This is a genomic window from Nocardia sp. NPDC051756, assembly GCF_040681495.1.
In the GTDB taxonomy this organism is placed as follows: domain Bacteria; phylum Actinomycetota; class Actinomycetes; order Mycobacteriales; family Mycobacteriaceae; genus Nocardia.
In genome coordinates this window covers 964,915-980,771 of the sequence record NZ_JBFAYV010000002.1, presented here as the reverse complement: position 1 = coordinate 980,771, position 15,857 = coordinate 964,915, and the positions used below count along the sequence as shown (strand labels likewise).

The window sequence follows — 15,857 nt, the reverse complement described above, 5'->3', positions numbered from 1 at the left end:
CGAAATTGCGGGATCCGATCAGCCGTCGCGCCGGCGATCGCTGAGGCCGTGCATGAACACATAACACCCCGGAATGCGCGGCGCCCCGTCGGCGAATTTTGCCTGGTACTCCGACGGCGTGACACCGACCAGCTGCCGGAATTTACTGCTGAACGAGCCGAGGCTGCTGTAGCCGACCAGCATGCACACCTCGGTCACCGTCACATTGGACGACCGCAGCAGATCCTGTGCGCGCTCGATCCGCCGTTCCGCCAGATACGCGGCCGGCGTCAGCCCGTAGACCGCGGCGAACGCGCGCAGGAAGTGATACTTGGACACCCCTGCGGCAGCGGCCAATTCATCCAGACGCAGCGGGTCGGCATAGCGACGATCCGCGAGATCGCGCGCCCGCCGAAGATGCGGCAGCAGGTACAACGCGGGCAGTCCGCCTGCTTGTTGTCCGCCCATGACCGATCACCTGTTCCTCGCGCGGGCAAGGCCGACCTCAGCGTACCGCCCGAGCGGGCGAAACCGCAGGTCCGAGCGGTCAGGCGAAGGGGGCGAGCTGGTCTGCGCGCATCGACATCCGCCCGGCCGCCCGCCACGCGCGCGCGGTCAGATCGACGTCCTCGTCGGTGACCAGATTTCCCATCACCCGAACCGCCGTGCGCTGCAAGTACTTCGACCGCATCACCGGCGGCCCGCCGATCGGCACCATCCGCGGATGGGTGGCCAGCCCGGCGATCCGCCGCGCCACCGAGAAGGTGCGGCCGTACTTCGCGCGTAACAGCTCGGGCCAGATGCGGGTGAGGTCCGGCTCGTCGAGGAGCTCGGCGAGCATGTGCCCGCCCTCCAGGCCGTAGTCGATGCCCTCACCGTTCAGCGGGTTCACACAGCCCGCGGCATCGCCGACCAGCACCCAATTGCGCCCCGCCACATTCGACACCGCGCCGCCCATCGGCAACAGCGCCGAGGCCACCGCGCGCAGCGAGCCCTCGAACTCCCACTCGTCGAACCGCTGCTTGGTGTAGTGCTCCAGCAGCGGCTTCAGCGCGATGTGCGACGGGCGCTTCTCGGTGGCCAGCGAGCCGACCCCGATATTGACCTCGCCGTTGCCGAGCGGGAACACCCAGCCGTAGCCGGGGACCAGCTCGCCGTCGGCGTCGCGCAGTTCCAGGTGCGAGGTGATCCACTGATCGTCGCTGCGGCCGGACTTGATGTAGGCGCGCGCGGCCGTGCCGTACGCGTACTGCCGATGCCAGGTGCGCCCGAGCAGCCGGCCGATCGGCGAGCGCACGCCGTCGGCGACGATCAGCGTCGCGCACTCGATGGTGTGGTTCCCGGTCGCTGTCCGCACGATCACACCGGTGATCCGGTCGCCGTCGCGGGTGAGATCGACCACCTTGGTGCCGTCGATCATCCGCGCGCCGGACTTCATCGCGGTCTCGCGCAGCTTGTCGTCGAGTTCGGTTCGCGGGACGGCACTTCCGTAGGTCGGGAAGGAACCGGCCGGCCACGGCAGCAGCGCCTCCCGGCCGAAGCCGGTCATCCGCAGGCCGTGGTTGACCGTGTGCGCGCGCAGCCAGTCGCCGAGACCGAGGTGTTCCAGTTCAGCCGTCGCGCGCGGGGTCAGCCCATCGCCGCAGGTCTTGTCCCTGGGGAAGACGGCGGAGTCGAGCAGCACCACATCGCGGCCCGCCCGCGCGGCCCACGCCGCGGACGCCGAGCCTGCCGGGCCCGCGCCGACGACCAGCACCTCGGCCCTGGCGGGCAGCGCGTCCCCGCCCGCGGGGGTGACATCCGGTGAACCCATGCGCTCAATACTTGCAGGGCAATCTTGTTCGTGTCGACGGCGGGCGACGCGGGCGCGCCGAGGCACGCGGGCGACGTTGTGCAAAAGTGTCTGATACACCGCATAGTGATGGTGTTCATGGGCCATCGGCTGGGGACACGCTAGGTTCTCTATCGTGGGGTCGGACGGATCGGTGGGAGAAGAAATGAGCACATCGGCTGTGAAGGACGAGAGCACGGTGGTGGCCGGGGTCGACCTCGTCGACGCCGAACTCGCGGCGACCGTGCGCAACGGCCTGGAAGAGGTCGAAAAGCTCCTGGTCACCGAGCTGTCCGACGGTGAGGAATTCCTCCAGGAGGCGGCGCTGCACCTGGCCAAGGCCGGCGGCAAGCGGTTCCGTCCGCTGTTCACCATTCTCACCGGCCAGCTCGGCCCGCGCCCGACCGATCCCGCGCTGATCACCGCGGGCACCGTGGTCGAACTCGTGCACCTGGCCACGCTGTACCACGACGACGTGATGGACGAGGCGACCATGCGCCGCGGCGCACCGAGCGTGAATTCGCGCTGGGGCAACAACATCGCGATCCTGGCCGGCGACTACCTGTTCGCGCACGCTTCCCGGCTCACCTCGACCCTCGGCCCGGACGCCGTGCGGATCATCGCCGAAACCTTCGCGGAGCTGGTCACCGGCCAGATGCGCGAGACCATGGGCGCGCGCGAATCCCAGGACCCGGTCGAGCACTACCTGCGCGTGGTCTGGGAGAAGACCGGCTCGCTGATCGCCGCGTCCGGCCGCTTCGGCGGCACCTTCTCCGGCGCGGACCTCGACCACGTCGAGCGGCTGGCCCGGCTCGGCGACGCGGTCGGCACCGCCTTCCAGATCTCCGACGACATCATCGACATCTCCTCCGCCGCCGAGCAGTCCGGCAAGACGCCCGGCACCGACCTGCGCGAGGGCGTGCACACGCTGCCGGTGCTCTACGCGCTGCGCGAGGACGGCGCCGAGGGCGACCGGCTGCGCAAACTGCTCGCCCACCCGCTGCAGACCGACGCGGAGGTGGACGAGGCCCTGGATCTGCTCGCCCGCTCCCGCGGCATGGTGCTGGCCAAGGAGAAGCTGCAGGGCTACGCCGACATCGCCTACGCCGAGCTGTCGAACCTGCCCGCAGGCCCGGCCAACGACGCCCTCGAGCACCTGGTGCGCTACACCATCGAGCGTGTCGGCTGAGTTGAGCAGGAACTTTGGTTCGTGCTCCTATCGTTGACCTGTTGTCAACACTCAACGATCGGGGAGTGGGCAAAGGAGACGTATGCACGGGCACGGGTATGCGAACGGGCTGAAGACGTTCGGTTTGATGGTCGGCCTGTCGGCGCTGATCGTGGTCGCGGGCGCGTTGTTCCGCAGCCCGACGATCCTGATCATCGCCATCGTGCTGGCCGTCGGCATGAACGCGTACGCGTACTTCAACAGCGACAAGCTCGCGTTGAAGGCCATGCACGCGCAGCCGGTCAGCGAGCTGGAAGCGCCGGTGATCTACCGGATCGTGCGTGAACTGGCGACCACCGCCCGCCAGCCCATGCCGCGGCTCTACATCAGCCCGACCAACGCGCCCAACGCCTTCGCCACCGGCCGCAGTCCCCGGCACGCCGCGGTCTGCTGTACCAGCGGCATCCTGCAGATCCTCGACGAACGCGAGCTACGCGCGGTGCTCGGCCACGAGCTGTCGCACGTCTACAACCGTGACATCCTGATCTCCTCGGTGGCCGGCGCGCTCGCCGCGGTCATCTCCGGCCTGGCCAACCTCGCCTACTTCGCCTCCGCGTTCGGCGGCAACCGCAACGGCGGGGGCCCGAACATCCTCGGCGTGCTGCTCATCTCGCTGCTCGGCCCGATCGCCGCGAGCCTGATCAAGCTGGCCGTCTCCCGCTCCCGCGAATTCCAGGCGGACCAGTCCGGCGCTGAACTCACCGGCGACCCGCTCGCGCTCGCCTCGGCCCTGCGCAAGCTGGAGCGCGGCGTGCAAGCCGCCCCGTTGCCCCCTGAGCCGCAATTGACCGCTCAGTCACACCTGATGATCGCCAACCCGTTTCGCGCGGGTGAGCGCGCCGCTCGCTGGTTCTCCACGCATCCGCCGATGGCCGAGCGCATCGCCCGGCTGGAGGAAATGGCCGGCGGCCCAAAGGATTACTGAGGGTGTTCGCCCGCCAGCTCCTCCTCGAACGCGCGGAAGGTGTCGACGAACAACCGGCGTTGTTCCGGGGTCAGCGGTTCGAGCACCCTGCGCCACGCGCGGGCGCTGCCGCCGAGCCATTCGTTGATCGAATCCTCATGTGCCGCAGCGATTCCCACGAATGCGCGGCGACGATCGCGATCGTCCGTGGTGCGTTCCAGCAACCCGCTGCGACTGAGTTCGCCGACCATCAGGCTCACCGTCGTCGGGGCCACCTCCAGCCGCGCGGCGAGGTCGTTCACCGTCTTCGGACCCTCGAAGACCAGGATCGCCAGCAGCGACAGGTGCCGGGGCGCGAGCGAGAACTCCCGGAGCTCGTCCGGAACCCGTAATCGCTTGGCGCGCCCGACCACCCGTGGCATGAGCAGCAGCAGGGTGCGGATCCCCTCGTCGACGCCGAGCCCGGCCCGCTGCTGTTCGGTCGACATCGCCGGAGCTCGCGAGCCCGCTATCGGTAGTTGACGAACTGCAGGGCGATGCCGAAATCCTCGCCCTTCAGCAGCGAGATGACGGCCTGCAGGTCGTCGCGCTTCTTGCTGCTCACCCGCAGTTCCTCACCCTGGATCTGCGCCTTCACGCCCTTCGGGCCCTCGTCGCGGATCTTCTTGGTGATCTTCTTCGCGTGCTCGGTGTCGATGCCCTGCACCAGCGTTCCGGTGATCTTGTAGGTCTTGCCGGAGGCCACCGGCTCGCCGGCGTCGAACGCCTTGAGCGAGATGTCGCGGCGAATCAGCTTCTCCTTGAACACGTCCAGCGCCGCCTTGACCCGCTCCTCGGCCTCGGCGGTCAGCACGATCTTGTCCTCGCCGGACCACTCGATGGCCGCGCCGGTATTGCGGAAGTCGTAGCGGGTGGTCAGCTCCTTCTCCGCCTGATGCAGCGCGTTGTCGACCTCCTGACGTTCGACCTTGCTGACGACATCGAATGACGAATCGGCCACACTTCGCTCCTGTCCTGGCGGTCCCGCTGCTCGCTCGACCGGTTGATCGGTCACCGTTAGTTGTACCCCGGAGCGCGACGGTAGTCCCGCCGCACGGCCGATGGCCAGCCGGTTTGCATTCAGGGTGCGGGTGCGATGTATTCTGCTCTCCGCACTCAGTGCACGGCAGATTGCCCGAGCGGCCAATGGGAGCGGACTGTAAATCCGTCGGCGAAAGCCTACGTAGGTTCGAATCCTACATCTGCCACCGGAAGCCCCCGTGGATCGAAGTTCTGATCCGCGGGGGTTTTTCGTTGTCGGCCCCCGGCCGGCGGCCCCGGTGTGCGCCAGATGCCGGATCGCCCGCCGAAAAAGGCGTCTGACCACCCGGTTTGGAGCTCTGACCCTTAGGTGTGTAACCTCGTTCAAGACTTCGCCGCGCCGGGGTCGGGTGTTCGGAGCCTGGTGCGGAAGTAGTCATGCCCCCTTAGCTCAGTCGGCAGAGCGTTTCCATGGTAAGGAAAAGGTCAACGGTTCGATTCCGTTAGGGGGCTCGCCGGATTGCCGGTAGTGACCGACTCGGCATCGCATATAGTTCCACTCTGGTGGGGCCGGGCGCGGCACTACAGCAATGCGACCCCGTGGCGGTGTAGCTCAGTCGGTAGAGCAAACGACTCATAATCGTTGTGTCGCCGGTTCAAGTCCGGCCATCGCTACCAAAACCGATCAGACCAACTGGTTGACCCGAAAGAAGGAATATCGTGGCCGCGAAGTCCACCGATGTCCGGCCAAAGATCACCTTGGCCTGCGAAGAGTGCAAGCACCGCAACTACATCACCAAGAAGAACCGGCGCAACGACCCGGATCGGCTGGAACTCAAGAAGTTCTGCCCGAACTGCGGTACGCACCGGGGACATAAAGAATCCCGCTAGTCCGCCACGCGTGATGCTGCCGCGTGGATCGGCGTCGAGAGCCTGAACGCTCTCGGCAATCTGGATCGTGACAGTGCGAGGGCCGGACGTTTGTCCGGCCCTGACGCATTTCATGGTCGAGTAGCGCGGTAGTAGACGCTCCGCCGACTCCGGGCCTCGGGGTCAGATAGGTACAGTCCTCCCGTGACAATCAACACCGGTACAGACGAAGCGGTTCAGGCGGTCGAGTCCTTCGACCCCGCAGCACACGCGGCCTCGATGGTGGGTCACCACTACCGCGTCGACGACTACTACGAGGTCGGCCGCGAGAAGGTGCGCGAATACGCGCGCGCTGTGCAGGACTACCACCCGGTGCACTGGGACGAGGACCTCGCGCAGGAGTACGGCTACGACGGCCTGCTCGCGCCGCTGACCTTCATCTCCCTGGTCGGCATTCTGGCCCAGCGCAAGCTCTTCGAGCAGATTGTCACCGGCTACGACCTGAGCCAGATCCTGCAGACCGACCAGATCCTGGAATTCCACCGGCCGATCCGGGTCGGCGACCAGCTGGTCTGCGACGTCTACCTGCACTCGTTCCGGCAGGCGTTCGGCGGCGACATCATCGTCACCAAGAACATCGTCACCGCGCAGAACGACGAGCTGGTGCTCACCACCTACACCACGCTGATCGGCCGCAGCGGCGGCGACATCGACCCGAACCTCAACGACGTCGTGCGCAACGTGCTGATGCACGGCATCGGCGAGGACGCCCCGGATCACCGCCCCCGCGCCAACGTGCCCACCCCGGTGGTCGCCGCCAAGGTGCCCGAGGTCGCGGCGAGCAAGCGCGCGCGCAGCTTCGACGACATCGCGGCCGGCGACGAGCTCCCCACTCGGATCGTCCGGCTGACCCGTGGCGACCTGGTGAACTATGCCGGCGTCTCCGGCGACGCCAACCCGATCCACTGGAGCGACGAGGTGGTCAAGCTGGTCGACCTCGAGGACGTGGTCGCGCACGGCATGCTCACCATGGGCCTTGGCGGCGGCTTCGTCACCTCCTGGCTCGGCGATCCCGGCGCGGTCAAGGAATACAACGTCCGCTTCACCAGCCCGGTCTATGTGGGGACGGATGAGGCCGCCGAGATCGAGTACACCGGTAAGGTGAAGTCCGTGGATCCGGAGACGCGGACCGCGGTCATCGCCATCGTGGCGAAGTCGGCGGGGCGCAAGATCTTCGGGCGCGCGACGGCTACCGTCCAACTCGCCTGACCTGGTCGCTTGACCCTGATTGGCAAACGACGCGGACGGTAACGTACACTCAGATTTCTGGGGTCACCAGCCGTTGCGCGCTGCTCTGTAGAGCCGGTTCCGGGCGAGTTCGTGAGGATTCGCCGAAGGGATCGGCAACTGCCAAGCAGCGCGCGTGTTATGTGACACCAGAACTGCACAACTGAATACCGAACAGTGGTTGGACGGCCTACACGGATCCAACCGAAGGGGCGTAGCTCAACTGGCAGAGCAGCGGTCTCCAAAACCGCAGGTTGCAGGTTCAAGTCCTGTCGCCCCTGCCCTGGATGCCAGCGACGAAAGGATCGACGTGAGCGAGCGGGAAGATCGCCTGGGCGCACATGCGACCGACGACGGCGATGACACCGCCGGGGTAGCTCGTCCGAGTGGTAAGCGAACCGCACGGCGGACCCGTAGCGCGTCATCCGACACCGGTTCGATCGCCACTCTGGATCGACCCACGTCGCGCAAGGCAGCCAAGACCGATCGGGCCGAACGCGGAACGCGTAATCCGTTCAAGCGTTTGATCAAGTTCCTGCGTGAAGTAGTCGCGGAACTGCGCAAGGTGATCTGGCCCAACCGGAAGCAGATGGTCACCTATACGAGCGTTGTTCTGGTGTTCGTGATTTTCATGGTCGCGTTCATCAGCGGGTTGGATGTGGCGTTCATCAAGGGTGTCAACTGGCTGTTCGGCTAGAGCAGAGCGAGCCGACGCCGGCCGATCTCCGGGGCGGACCCGGGCGGAAGTAGTTCCGCCGCGCGCCCGGCCCCGGCACGCAGAGGATGTACGTGACGACACAGGAAGCGAGTGCCCCAGTGAGCACCCCGGAGAACGACACAAACGAAGAGTTCCCGGTCGAGGACGCGGTGGTGGATCCCACGACCGAAGACGCCGCGACCGTCGAAGACTCCGAGGACGTGGACTCCGAGGGCTCCGTCGACTCCGAGTCGGAGTCCGACGAGGCGGAAGCCGCTGCCGAGGCCGCCCCGATCGATGCCGAACCCGCCGATCCGGTCGCCGAGATGAAGTCCGCGCTGCGTCGCGCCCCCGGTGACTGGTACGTCATCCACTCTTACGCCGGTTACGAGAACAAGGTGAAGGCCAACCTCGAGACCCGCGTGCAGAACCTCGACCTCGAGGAGTACATCTTCCAGGTCGAGGTGCCGACCGAAGAGGTCACCGAGATCAAGAACGGCCAGCGCAAGAACGTCAACCGCAAGGTGCTGCCCGGCTACATCCTGGTCCGGATGGAACTCAACGACGAGTCGTGGGGCGCGGTGCGCAACACCCCCGGTGTCACCGGTTTCGTCGGTGCCACCTCGCGCCCGTCGCCGCTGTCCATCGACGACGTGGTGAAGTTCCTCGTTCCCGCCGCCCAGCAGAAGAAGGCTCCGGCCGCCGCTGGTGCAGGCTCGTCCGAGTCGTCCACCGAGTCGGTGTCCAAGCCGACCATCGAGGTCGACTTCGAGGTCGGCGAGTCGGTGACCGTGATGGACGGCCCCTTCGCGACGCTGCCCGCCAGCATCTCCGAGGTCAACGCCGAGCAGCAGAAGCTCAAGGTGCTCGTGTCGATCTTCGGCCGCGAGACCCCGGTGGAGCTCGGCTTCACCCAGGTCGCGAAGATCTAAGACGTTCCGTCCCCGACGGAATGAATCGACCCGGGTCACGGGTTGATTCACCAGGACTTGCAAAGAGCAAGGAAAACAGACACCTAGGAAAGAAAGATGCCCCCCAAGAAGAAGAAGCTCGCCGGGATCATCAAGCTTCAGATCCAGGCCGGCCAGGCGAACCCCGCCCCTCCGGTGGGTCCCGCGCTCGGTCAGCACGGCGTGAACATCATGGAGTTCTGCAAGGCGTACAACGCCGCGACCGAGTCGCAGCGTGGCAACGTCATTCCGGTCGAGATCTCGGTCTACGAGGATCGCTCGTTCGACTTCAAGCTGAAGACCCCGCCCGCCGCTCGGCTGCTGCTCAAGGCCGCCGGTGTGCAGAAGGGTTCGGCTGAGCCGCACAAGACCAAGGTCGCGAAGATCACCATGGACCAGGTCCGGGAGATCGCCAAGACCAAGGCCGAAGATCTGAACGCCAAGGACATCGACCAGGCGGCCAAGATCATCGCGGGTACCGCGCGTTCGATGGGTATCACCGTCGAAGGCTGAGCGACCTCGCTCCAGGTGGGAGGGCCGGCCAGGCCCGATAACCACGGCTGAAACCAGAAACTAAGGACAGAGAATCATGGCAAAACGAAGCAAGGCGTATCTCGCCGCGGCCGAGAAGGTCGATCGCGACGCGCTGTACTCCCCGCTCGCCGCGGCGCGGCTGGCCAAGGAGACCGCGACCACCAAGACCGACGCGACCGTCGAGGTCGCCGTTCGTCTCGGCGTCGATCCCCGCAAGGCGGACCAGATGGTTCGTGGCACGGTCAACCTGCCGCACGGCACCGGTAAGACCGCCCGCGTCATCGTGTTCGCGGCCGGCGAGAAGGCCGCCGAGGCCGAGGCCGCCGGTGCGGACGCCGTCGGCGCCGAGGACCTGATCGAGCGGATCCAGGGCGGCTGGCTCGATTTCGACGCCGCGATCGCCACCCCGGACCAGATGGCCAAGGTCGGCCGGATCGCGCGTGTCCTCGGACCGCGTGGCCTGATGCCGAACCCGAAGACGGGCACGGTCACCAACGACGTGACCAAGGCTGTCAACGAGATCAAGGGCGGAAAGATCAACTTCCGCGTCGACAAGCAGGCCAACCTGCACTTCGTCATCGGCAAGGCCTCCTTCGCCGATGCCGCGCTGGTGGAGAACTACGGCGCCGCGCTGGAGGAGATCCTCCGCGTGAAGCCGTCGACCGCCAAGGGCCGCTACGTCAAGAAGGTGACGGTTTCGACGAACACCGGACCGGGCATCCCGGTGGACCCGAACCGCACCCGCAACCTCCTCGACGAGGATGCGTCTTAAGTAGCACCTAGCACGTCGATAAGGGCGGGAACGCGAATCGCGTTCCCGCCCTTACTCGTTCGTGGGGCCGGACTAATTCCGGGCGCGGCGTCGTTGGCCCTGACGTGACGGTTGTCCTGCTCATCTCCGGGAGCACGCGCAGTGCTTCGACCAATTCCGCCGCCTTGCGCACCGTGCAGGCGCTGGCCGCCGACGGCGTGGACGCGCGCTGGTTCGACGGCCTGGCCGCACTGCCCGCCTTCGACCCGGACGATGACGGCACCGGGCATCCGTCGGTTCTCGCGCTGCGCGAGCAGCTTTCGCAGGCCGACGCGGTGCTGTTCTGCACCCCGGAGTACGCGGGCACGCTGCCGGGCAGCCTGAAGAACCTGCTCGACTGGACCGTCGGCAATGCCGATCTGTACGAGAAGCCGACCGCCTGGATCAACGTGGCCGCCCTCGGCCGTGGTGACGGCGCCGCCGCGACGTTGGCCCTCGTCCTCGGTTACGTCGGCGCGGACATCGATCCTGACGGAGGTGCCAGGCTGCCGGTCGGCCGCGAAGCGGTCGGACCGGACGGCCTGGTCACCACCGCCGAATTCCGCAGCGGCGCAGTCGAAGCGCTGAACAAGCTGGTGGCCAGGGCCACGGTCAGCTGACCGAATCCTCCTGCGGTTCCGCCTCTTTCCGCCAGGCGAGTAGGACCGACTCGCCCTCCGGCGCGCCCCACGGCAGGAATATCGCCACCACGATCGCGCACACCACCACCGCGGCCGCCGCGACCAGCGACGCGGCGTGCGAGCCCTCCAGCGCGGCCGTTTTCATGGCGACGATGAGGTTTTCGCGCTGGCTCTCGAAGAACTGGGGGAGCGGGCGCTTGCGGATCTCCAGCACGCTGAGCGGGCTGGACTTCACCAGACCCCGCTCGTTCTCGCTCATCAGGTTGGCGGGCAGGGCGTCGATGCGCGGGGCGATCCTGGTCGTGTAGTACGACGCCACGATCGAACCGAGCACCGCGACGCCGAGGGTGCCGCCGATCTCCCGGGTGGTGTCGTTGACCGCGGATCCGGCGCCCGCCTCGTTGAGCGGCAGCGACCCCATGATCGATTCGGTGGCCGGTCCCTGGACGATGCCGACGCCGAGCGCCATGAACACCATGGCGGGCAGCACGTCGGTGACATACGGGCTGTCCACCGTCACCTGACCGCCCAGATACAGCCCGAGCCCGGTACTCAGCAGGCCGATCACAATGACCGGAGTCGGCCCGAATCGCTGCGCGAGCAACGTGGCGATCGGTGCGCCGATCGCCACCGAGAACGCGAAAGGCAGTGAGGCGATACCGAATTCGAGCGGCGTGTATTCACGCACCCCTTGGAAATATTGGGTGATGAGGAAAAGAAATCCGAACATCGAGAAGTAGCAGATCGCAATCGACAAGGCGGGCATCGAGAATCGCCGATTGCGGAACAGCGCCATATCGAGAATCGGTGCGGGAGTGCGCAATTCCCAGATGACGAAGGCGACGAGCAGAACAATACCGAGCGCGCCGGTGCCCACCGTGGTGGTGGACAGCCAGCCGAATCGCGGCGCCTCGATGATGGACCAGACCACCAGCGTGATGCCCGCGATGGACAGCGCGATGCCGGGCAGATCGAGCCGGCCGACCTTGGTGGAACGCGATTCCGGCACCCAGAGCAGCGTCGCCACCAGCGCGACCAGCGCCAGCGGCACATTGATCCAGAAGACCGAATGCCAGGTGAAGTGCTCGAGCAGCCAGCCGCCGGAGATCGGGCCGATCGCGATGGCGAAGCCGGCCATCGCGGTCCACGCGGCGATGGCCAGGGCCCGTTCGCGTTTGTCGTGGAAGATGTTGATGATCAGCGCCAGCGTCGCGGGGAACACGGCCGCGGCGAACACGCCCATCGCGGCGCGCGCGGCGATCACCCCGCCCATCGAGCCGGACAGCGCGCCGGCCACCGACATCGCGCCGACGCCGACCAGGCCGACCATCATGACCCGGCGGCGGCCGAGTCGATCGCCGAGGTTGCCGAACGCGAGCAACAGGCCCGCGAAGGTGAGGGTGTACGCGTCGACGACCCATTGCAGGCCGCTGACGCCGGTGCGCAACTGCACCCCGATGGAGGGCAGCGCGACGTTCACGATGGTGTTGTCCAGGACGACTAGCAGCTCGGCGAGGCAGATCACGGCCAAGGCGAGAAAGCGCTGGTTACGTCGTTCCAGCAGCACCGGTGGATCGACTATGGAGGTTGCCATAGTTGAGCAGTCAAACAGTAACTGTCACCGTTGGTAACACCTTCAGGCGGCGATCTCGGCCACATCAATAGGGTGACTGTGTCGCAAGACACATCGAATCGGCCGCCGAATGGTCCCAATTCCCCTCGGGGGCACCCCGTTTTGGCAGTTGGGGGGTGGTCCAGGTACATTGGACAACAGTTATCGACTAGTTCGATTCCTACCCAATCCGTTCTACCGAAGACCGTTGGTCGTCGAGCCCGCATGGGTTCGGTCGAAGGTCCGGCGACATTGCCGGCGGCCCACGCAGGGAGAACCGAGGCCGTGAGTTATTTGTGCGCCCCGGAACGCCTTGCGTCCGGGGCGTTTGTTTTGTCGCCGTCCCCTGATCGGTAGCTCGTTTCGAACCGACCATCAGAGAGGAGGCGAAGTATGGCAAAACCCGAGAAGGTCACTGCGGTCGAGGAGATCGCGGAGCAGTTCAAGAGTTCGACTGCCACCGTTGTCACGGAATACCGTGGTCTGTCGGTCGGCAAGCTCACCGAACTGCGTCGCGCGCTCGGCGCCGAAGCCACGTACTCCGTCGCCAAGAACACCCTGGTCAAGCGCGCTGCCGCCGAGGCCGGCGTAGAGGGCCTGGACGACTTGTTCGTCGGACCGACCGCGATCACCTTCATCAGTGGTGAGCCGGTTACCGCGGCGAAGGCCCTCAAGACCTTCGCGAAGGACAACAAGGCGCTCATCATCAAGGGCGGCTACATGGACGGCGCACCGCTGTCCGTGTCCGAGGTCGAGAAGATCGCCGACCTGGAGTCCCGCGAGGTCCTGCTGGCCAAGCTGGCCGGTGCGATGAAGGGCAACATGGCGAAGGCCGCCGGTCTGTTCAACGCTCCCGCGTCGCAGGTGGCTCGCCTTGCCGCCGCGCTCGTGGAGAAGAAGCAGGCCGAAACCGGTGGCGAAACCGCCGCCGCTGAATAACCCCGTGCGGGTGATTCGCGTGCGCGTCGCCCTCATAGCGAATAACTACCGAAAGGAACAACATCATGGCCAACGTTGACGAACTGCTGGAGACCTTCGGCAACATGACCCTGCTCGAGCTGTCGGACTTCGTCAAGAAGTTCGAAGAGAAGTTCGAGGTCACCGCTGCCGCTCCGGTCGCCGTCGCCGGTCCGGCCGGCCCGGGCGCCGTTGCGGACGCCGTCGAAGAGCAGGACGAGTTCGACGTCATCCTCGAGGGTGCGGGCGACAAGAAGATCCAGGTCATCAAGGTGGTCCGTGAGATCGTCTCCGGCCTGGGCCTGAAGGAAGCCAAGGACCTCGTCGAGGGCGCGCCGAAGGCCATCCTGGAGAAGGTTGCCAAGGATGCCGCCGAGGCTGCCAAGGCGAAGCTGGAAGATGCCGGCGCCAAGGTGTCGGTCAAGTAATTCCGTACCGAATCGCCGACGGGCGGTCCCCTCTTTGGGGGCCGCCCGTTTGCTATTTGTGGCGACCTGCACCAACAATGCGGAAATAGCGAATGAAACGGGGTTACTCTTCAGTCAGGTTGGGGTGTGCCCCGTCTCGCTCTTGAGATACAGTGGCCCGACCCACTGTGACGTGACACACCGCGAGACCGAGCACGCGGTTAGCTGGTGGGCAGCTCGCTGAGAAATTGTGGAGGTTGGCGTGGGCGTCGAGGTCAGAACCGAAGGTATTACGAAGTCCTTCGGATCCCAGCGAATTTGGCAGGATGTCTCCCTGACCTTGCCGACCGGCGAGGTCAGCGCATTGCTGGGCCCGTCGGGTACCGGCAAGTCGGTCTTTCTGAAGTCGCTGATCGGCCTGCTGCGCCCGGAGCGCGGCTCGATCTTCGTCGGCGACACCGATATCACCACCTGCTCGAACAAGGATCTCTACGAGATCCGCAAGCTCTTCGGCGTGCTGTTCCAGGACGGCGCGCTGTTCGGCTCGATGAACCTCTTCGACAATGTCGCGTTCCCGCTTCGTGAGCACACGAAGAAGTCGGAATCCGAGATTCGCAAGATCGTCATGGAGAAGCTGGAGCTGACCGGTCTGCTCGGGGCCGAAGGCAAGCTGCCCGGTGAGATCTCCGGTGGTATGCGCAAGCGCGCCGGGCTGGCCCGCGCCCTCGTGCTGGACCCGCAGATCATCCTCGTCGACGAGCCGGACTCCGGCCTCGACCCGGTGCGCACCGCCTACATCAGCCAGCTGCTGATCGACATCAACGCGCAGATCGACGCCACGATCCTGATCGTCACGCACAACATCAACCTGGCCCGCACCGTGCCGGACAACATCGGCATGATGTTCCGCCGCCAGCTGGTCATGTTCGGCCCGCGCGAGGTCCTGCTGACCTCCGACGAGCCCGTGGTGAAGCAGTTCCTCAACGGACGCATGCAGGGCCCGATCGGCATGTCCGAGGAGAAGGACGAGGCCCAGATGGCGCGCGAGCAAGCGATGTTCGACGGCGGCCACCACCACGGCGGCGCCGAAGAGGTCGAGGGCATCATCCCGCAGATGCAGGCGACCCCCGGCATGCCGGTCCGGCAGGCAGTTAATCGCCGCAAGGAGCGGGTCCGCGAGATCATGCACACCCTGCCGCACGCTGCGCAGACCGCGATTCGCGAATCACTTGATCAGAACGATGAGACGCAGGTGCTCGCGTACAACAACAGCGACCTGGGTGGTTACCAGGGCGGCGCGTACGAGACCACTACTCGACACAACACAACTAACGGGTAACATCTGCGATCGTGAATTCCTCCCTGGCGCGATTGCGGACTCCACTGGAGTCGGGGTTTGGCCAGGCCGGCAACATCTTTGCGCTGTTCGTGGACGTGCTGCGCAAGACGTTTCGCCGGCCGTTCGAGTGGCGGGAGTTCATCGAGCAGTCGTGGTTCATCGCGAGTGTCTCGATCCTGCCCAGCGCACTCGTCGCTATTCCCTTCGGCGCGGTCGTCGCGCTGCAGACCGGCTCGCTCATCAAACAGCTCGGTGCCGAATCCTTCACCGGCGCAACCAGTGTGCTCGCCACCGTGCAGCAGGCGGCGCCGATCGTCACGGCGCTGATCATCGCGGGCGCGGCCGGGTCGGCGGTCGCCGCCGACCTCGGCTCGCGCACCATCCGTGAGGAGATCGACGCGCTGGAAGTGCTCGGCGTCGATCCGGTGCACAAGCTGGTCGTGCCCCGCGTGCTCGGCATGACCGTGGTGGCGCTGCTGCTCAACGGCCTGGTGTCGGTGGTCGGCATCGCGGGCGGTTACTTCTTCAACGTGCTGCTGCAAGGCGGCACGCCCGGCGCGTATCTCGCCTCGTTCTCCGCCCTGGCGCAGCTGCCGGACCTGTGGATCGGCGAGTTCAAGGCGCTGATATTCGGTCTGTTAGCCGGTGTGATCGCCGCATACAAGGGTCTGCACCCCAAGGGTGGCCCGAAGGGAGTAGGTGAAGCGGTGAACCAATCCGTGGTGATCACGTTCTTGGTGCTGTTCTTCGTGAACCTCATTCTCACCCTGGTGTACCTGCAGGTCGTCCCGGCCAAGGGCACCTGACCGGT

The 15,857-nt window shown here is 66.0% G+C and carries 18 protein-coding genes and 4 tRNA genes; 17 read left to right on the top strand and 5 right to left on the bottom strand.

From position 1 onward, the window contains the following. Positions 1–18 precede the first annotated feature (18 nt). Together AB0M22_RS10595 and AB0M22_RS10590 are read right to left on the bottom strand one after the other, a co-directional pair. Positions 19–447, bottom strand: a complete 429-nt coding sequence (locus tag AB0M22_RS10595; protein ID WP_364723465.1) for a helix-turn-helix transcriptional regulator — start codon at positions 445–447, stop codon at positions 19–21. 79 nt (positions 448–526) lie between these two features. Further along, positions 527–1,792: a geranylgeranyl reductase family protein gene (locus AB0M22_RS10590; protein WP_364723462.1), complete on the bottom strand. Its 1,266-nt coding sequence runs from the start codon at positions 1,790–1,792 to the stop codon at positions 527–529. A gap of 184 nt (positions 1,793–1,976) precedes the next feature. Here AB0M22_RS10590 and AB0M22_RS10585 point away from each other — a divergent pair, with 184 nt between their 5' ends. Together AB0M22_RS10585 and htpX are read left to right on the top strand one after the other, a co-directional pair. Further along, on the top strand, positions 1,977–2,999 hold the full coding sequence (locus AB0M22_RS10585; RefSeq protein WP_364723460.1) for a polyprenyl synthetase family protein: 1,023 nt from the start codon (positions 1,977–1,979) through the stop codon (positions 2,997–2,999). Between the two features lie 82 nt (positions 3,000–3,081). Then, complete coding sequence (gene htpX / locus AB0M22_RS10580) at positions 3,082–3,963, top strand: zinc metalloprotease HtpX (RefSeq protein ID WP_364723457.1); 882 nt, start codon at positions 3,082–3,084, stop codon at positions 3,961–3,963. Here the strand turns inward: htpX and AB0M22_RS10575 are convergent. Continuing rightward, complete coding sequence (locus AB0M22_RS10575) at positions 3,957–4,430, bottom strand: MarR family transcriptional regulator (protein WP_364723455.1); 474 nt, start codon at positions 4,428–4,430, stop codon at positions 3,957–3,959. The two genes, htpX and AB0M22_RS10575, sit on opposite strands and share 7 nt — an antisense overlap. A gap of 20 nt (positions 4,431–4,450) precedes the next feature. Beyond that, positions 4,451–4,942, bottom strand: coding sequence for a YajQ family cyclic di-GMP-binding protein (locus AB0M22_RS10570; RefSeq protein ID WP_357385561.1), 492 nt, complete (start codon positions 4,940–4,942; stop codon positions 4,451–4,453). A gap of 164 nt (positions 4,943–5,106) precedes the next feature. Here AB0M22_RS10570 and AB0M22_RS10565 point away from each other — a divergent pair. The 11 genes from AB0M22_RS10565 (at position 5,107) to AB0M22_RS10515 (ending at position 10,710) form a co-directional block, all read left to right on the top strand. Next, positions 5,107–5,189 (top strand) — tRNA-Tyr (locus AB0M22_RS10565). A 213-nt stretch (positions 5,190–5,402) separates the two neighbouring features. Beyond that, a tRNA-Thr gene (locus AB0M22_RS10560) sits at positions 5,403–5,475 on the top strand. Positions 5,476–5,564: 89 nt separating this feature from the next. Next, positions 5,565–5,640 (top strand) — tRNA-Met (locus tag AB0M22_RS10555). 42 nt (positions 5,641–5,682) lie between these two features. Further along, positions 5,683–5,853 carry a 50S ribosomal protein L33 gene (gene rpmG, locus AB0M22_RS10550; protein ID WP_150399758.1) on the top strand — a complete coding sequence of 57 codons (171 nt, stop codon included), beginning with the start codon at positions 5,683–5,685 and terminating at the stop codon, positions 5,851–5,853. 189 nt (positions 5,854–6,042) lie between these two features. Continuing rightward, positions 6,043–7,101, top strand: coding sequence for a fused (3R)-hydroxyacyl-ACP dehydratase subunits HadA/HadB (locus AB0M22_RS10545; protein ID WP_364724077.1), 1,059 nt, complete (start codon positions 6,043–6,045; stop codon positions 7,099–7,101). A gap of 226 nt (positions 7,102–7,327) precedes the next feature. After that, a tRNA-Trp gene (locus tag AB0M22_RS10540) sits at positions 7,328–7,400 on the top strand. Positions 7,401–7,429: 29 nt separating this feature from the next. After that, entirely contained in the window at positions 7,430–7,816 is a 387-nt protein-coding gene (gene secE / locus AB0M22_RS10535) for a preprotein translocase subunit SecE (protein WP_364723451.1), read from the top strand. A 221-nt stretch (positions 7,817–8,037) separates the two neighbouring features. Then, on the top strand, positions 8,038–8,748 hold the full coding sequence (nusG, locus tag AB0M22_RS10530; protein WP_364724074.1) for a transcription termination/antitermination protein NusG: 711 nt from the start codon (positions 8,038–8,040) through the stop codon (positions 8,746–8,748). 96 nt (positions 8,749–8,844) lie between these two features. Continuing rightward, positions 8,845–9,279: a 50S ribosomal protein L11 gene (gene rplK, locus AB0M22_RS10525; protein WP_150399757.1), complete on the top strand. Its 435-nt coding sequence runs from the start codon at positions 8,845–8,847 to the stop codon at positions 9,277–9,279. Positions 9,280–9,355: 76 nt separating this feature from the next. Then, entirely contained in the window at positions 9,356–10,072 is a 717-nt protein-coding gene (gene rplA, locus AB0M22_RS10520; protein ID WP_364723446.1) for a 50S ribosomal protein L1, read from the top strand. 104 nt (positions 10,073–10,176) lie between these two features. Then, the gene (locus tag AB0M22_RS10515; protein WP_364723444.1) at positions 10,177–10,710 is read left to right on the top strand and encodes an NADPH-dependent FMN reductase; all 534 of its coding nucleotides are present in this window, start codon (positions 10,177–10,179) and stop codon (positions 10,708–10,710) included. Here AB0M22_RS10515 and AB0M22_RS10510 read toward each other — a convergent pair. Further along, the gene (locus AB0M22_RS10510) at positions 10,703–12,325 is read right to left on the bottom strand and encodes an MFS transporter (RefSeq protein WP_364723441.1); all 1,623 of its coding nucleotides are present in this window, start codon (positions 12,323–12,325) and stop codon (positions 10,703–10,705) included. The two genes, AB0M22_RS10515 and AB0M22_RS10510, sit on opposite strands and share 8 nt — an antisense overlap. Positions 12,326–12,736: 411 nt before the next feature. Here AB0M22_RS10510 and rplJ point away from each other — a divergent pair, with 411 nt between their 5' ends. The 4 genes from rplJ to AB0M22_RS10490 all read left to right on the top strand — a co-directional run bounded on the left by rplJ (position 12,737) and on the right by AB0M22_RS10490 (position 15,852). Continuing rightward, complete coding sequence (gene rplJ / locus AB0M22_RS10505) at positions 12,737–13,282, top strand: 50S ribosomal protein L10 (protein ID WP_364723439.1); 546 nt, start codon at positions 12,737–12,739, stop codon at positions 13,280–13,282. Between the two features lie 65 nt (positions 13,283–13,347). Next, a complete protein-coding gene (gene rplL, locus AB0M22_RS10500; protein ID WP_364723436.1) occupies positions 13,348–13,728 on the top strand; it encodes a 50S ribosomal protein L7/L12 in 381 nt (126 codons plus the stop codon). Positions 13,729–13,969: 241 nt separating this feature from the next. Beyond that, positions 13,970–15,046: an ABC transporter ATP-binding protein gene (locus AB0M22_RS10495; protein ID WP_150399751.1), complete on the top strand. Its 1,077-nt coding sequence runs from the start codon at positions 13,970–13,972 to the stop codon at positions 15,044–15,046. Between the two features lie 11 nt (positions 15,047–15,057). Further along, positions 15,058–15,852 carry an ABC transporter permease gene (locus AB0M22_RS10490; protein WP_364723433.1) on the top strand — a complete coding sequence of 265 codons (795 nt, stop codon included), beginning with the start codon at positions 15,058–15,060 and terminating at the stop codon, positions 15,850–15,852. Positions 15,853–15,857: the final 5 nt, after the last annotated feature.

What these genes read in the sequence shown, in the direction of transcription:
- AB0M22_RS10585 (WP_364723460.1), top strand. Translation starts at nt 1,977, where the DNA reads ATGAGCACATCGGCTGTGAAGGACGAGAGCACGGTGGTGGCCGGGGTC.
- rplA (WP_364723446.1), top strand. Translation starts at nt 9,356, where the DNA reads ATGGCAAAACGAAGCAAGGCGTATCTCGCCGCGGCCGAGAAGGTCGAT.
- AB0M22_RS10595 (WP_364723465.1), bottom strand. Translation starts at nt 447, where the DNA reads ATGGGCGGACAACAAGCAGGCGGACTGCCCGCGTTGTACCTGCTGCCG.
- rplJ (WP_364723439.1), top strand. Translation starts at nt 12,737, where the DNA reads ATGGCAAAACCCGAGAAGGTCACTGCGGTCGAGGAGATCGCGGAGCAG.
- htpX (WP_364723457.1), top strand. Translation starts at nt 3,082, where the DNA reads ATGCACGGGCACGGGTATGCGAACGGGCTGAAGACGTTCGGTTTGATG.
- AB0M22_RS10510 (WP_364723441.1), bottom strand. Translation starts at nt 12,325, where the DNA reads ATGGCAACCTCCATAGTCGATCCACCGGTGCTGCTGGAACGACGTAAC.
- rplK (WP_150399757.1), top strand. Translation starts at nt 8,845, where the DNA reads ATGCCCCCCAAGAAGAAGAAGCTCGCCGGGATCATCAAGCTTCAGATC.
- AB0M22_RS10575 (WP_364723455.1), bottom strand. Translation starts at nt 4,430, where the DNA reads ATGTCGACCGAACAGCAGCGGGCCGGGCTCGGCGTCGACGAGGGGATC.
- rplL (WP_364723436.1), top strand. Translation starts at nt 13,348, where the DNA reads ATGGCCAACGTTGACGAACTGCTGGAGACCTTCGGCAACATGACCCTG.
- AB0M22_RS10590 (WP_364723462.1), bottom strand. Translation starts at nt 1,792, where the DNA reads ATGGGTTCACCGGATGTCACCCCCGCGGGCGGGGACGCGCTGCCCGCC.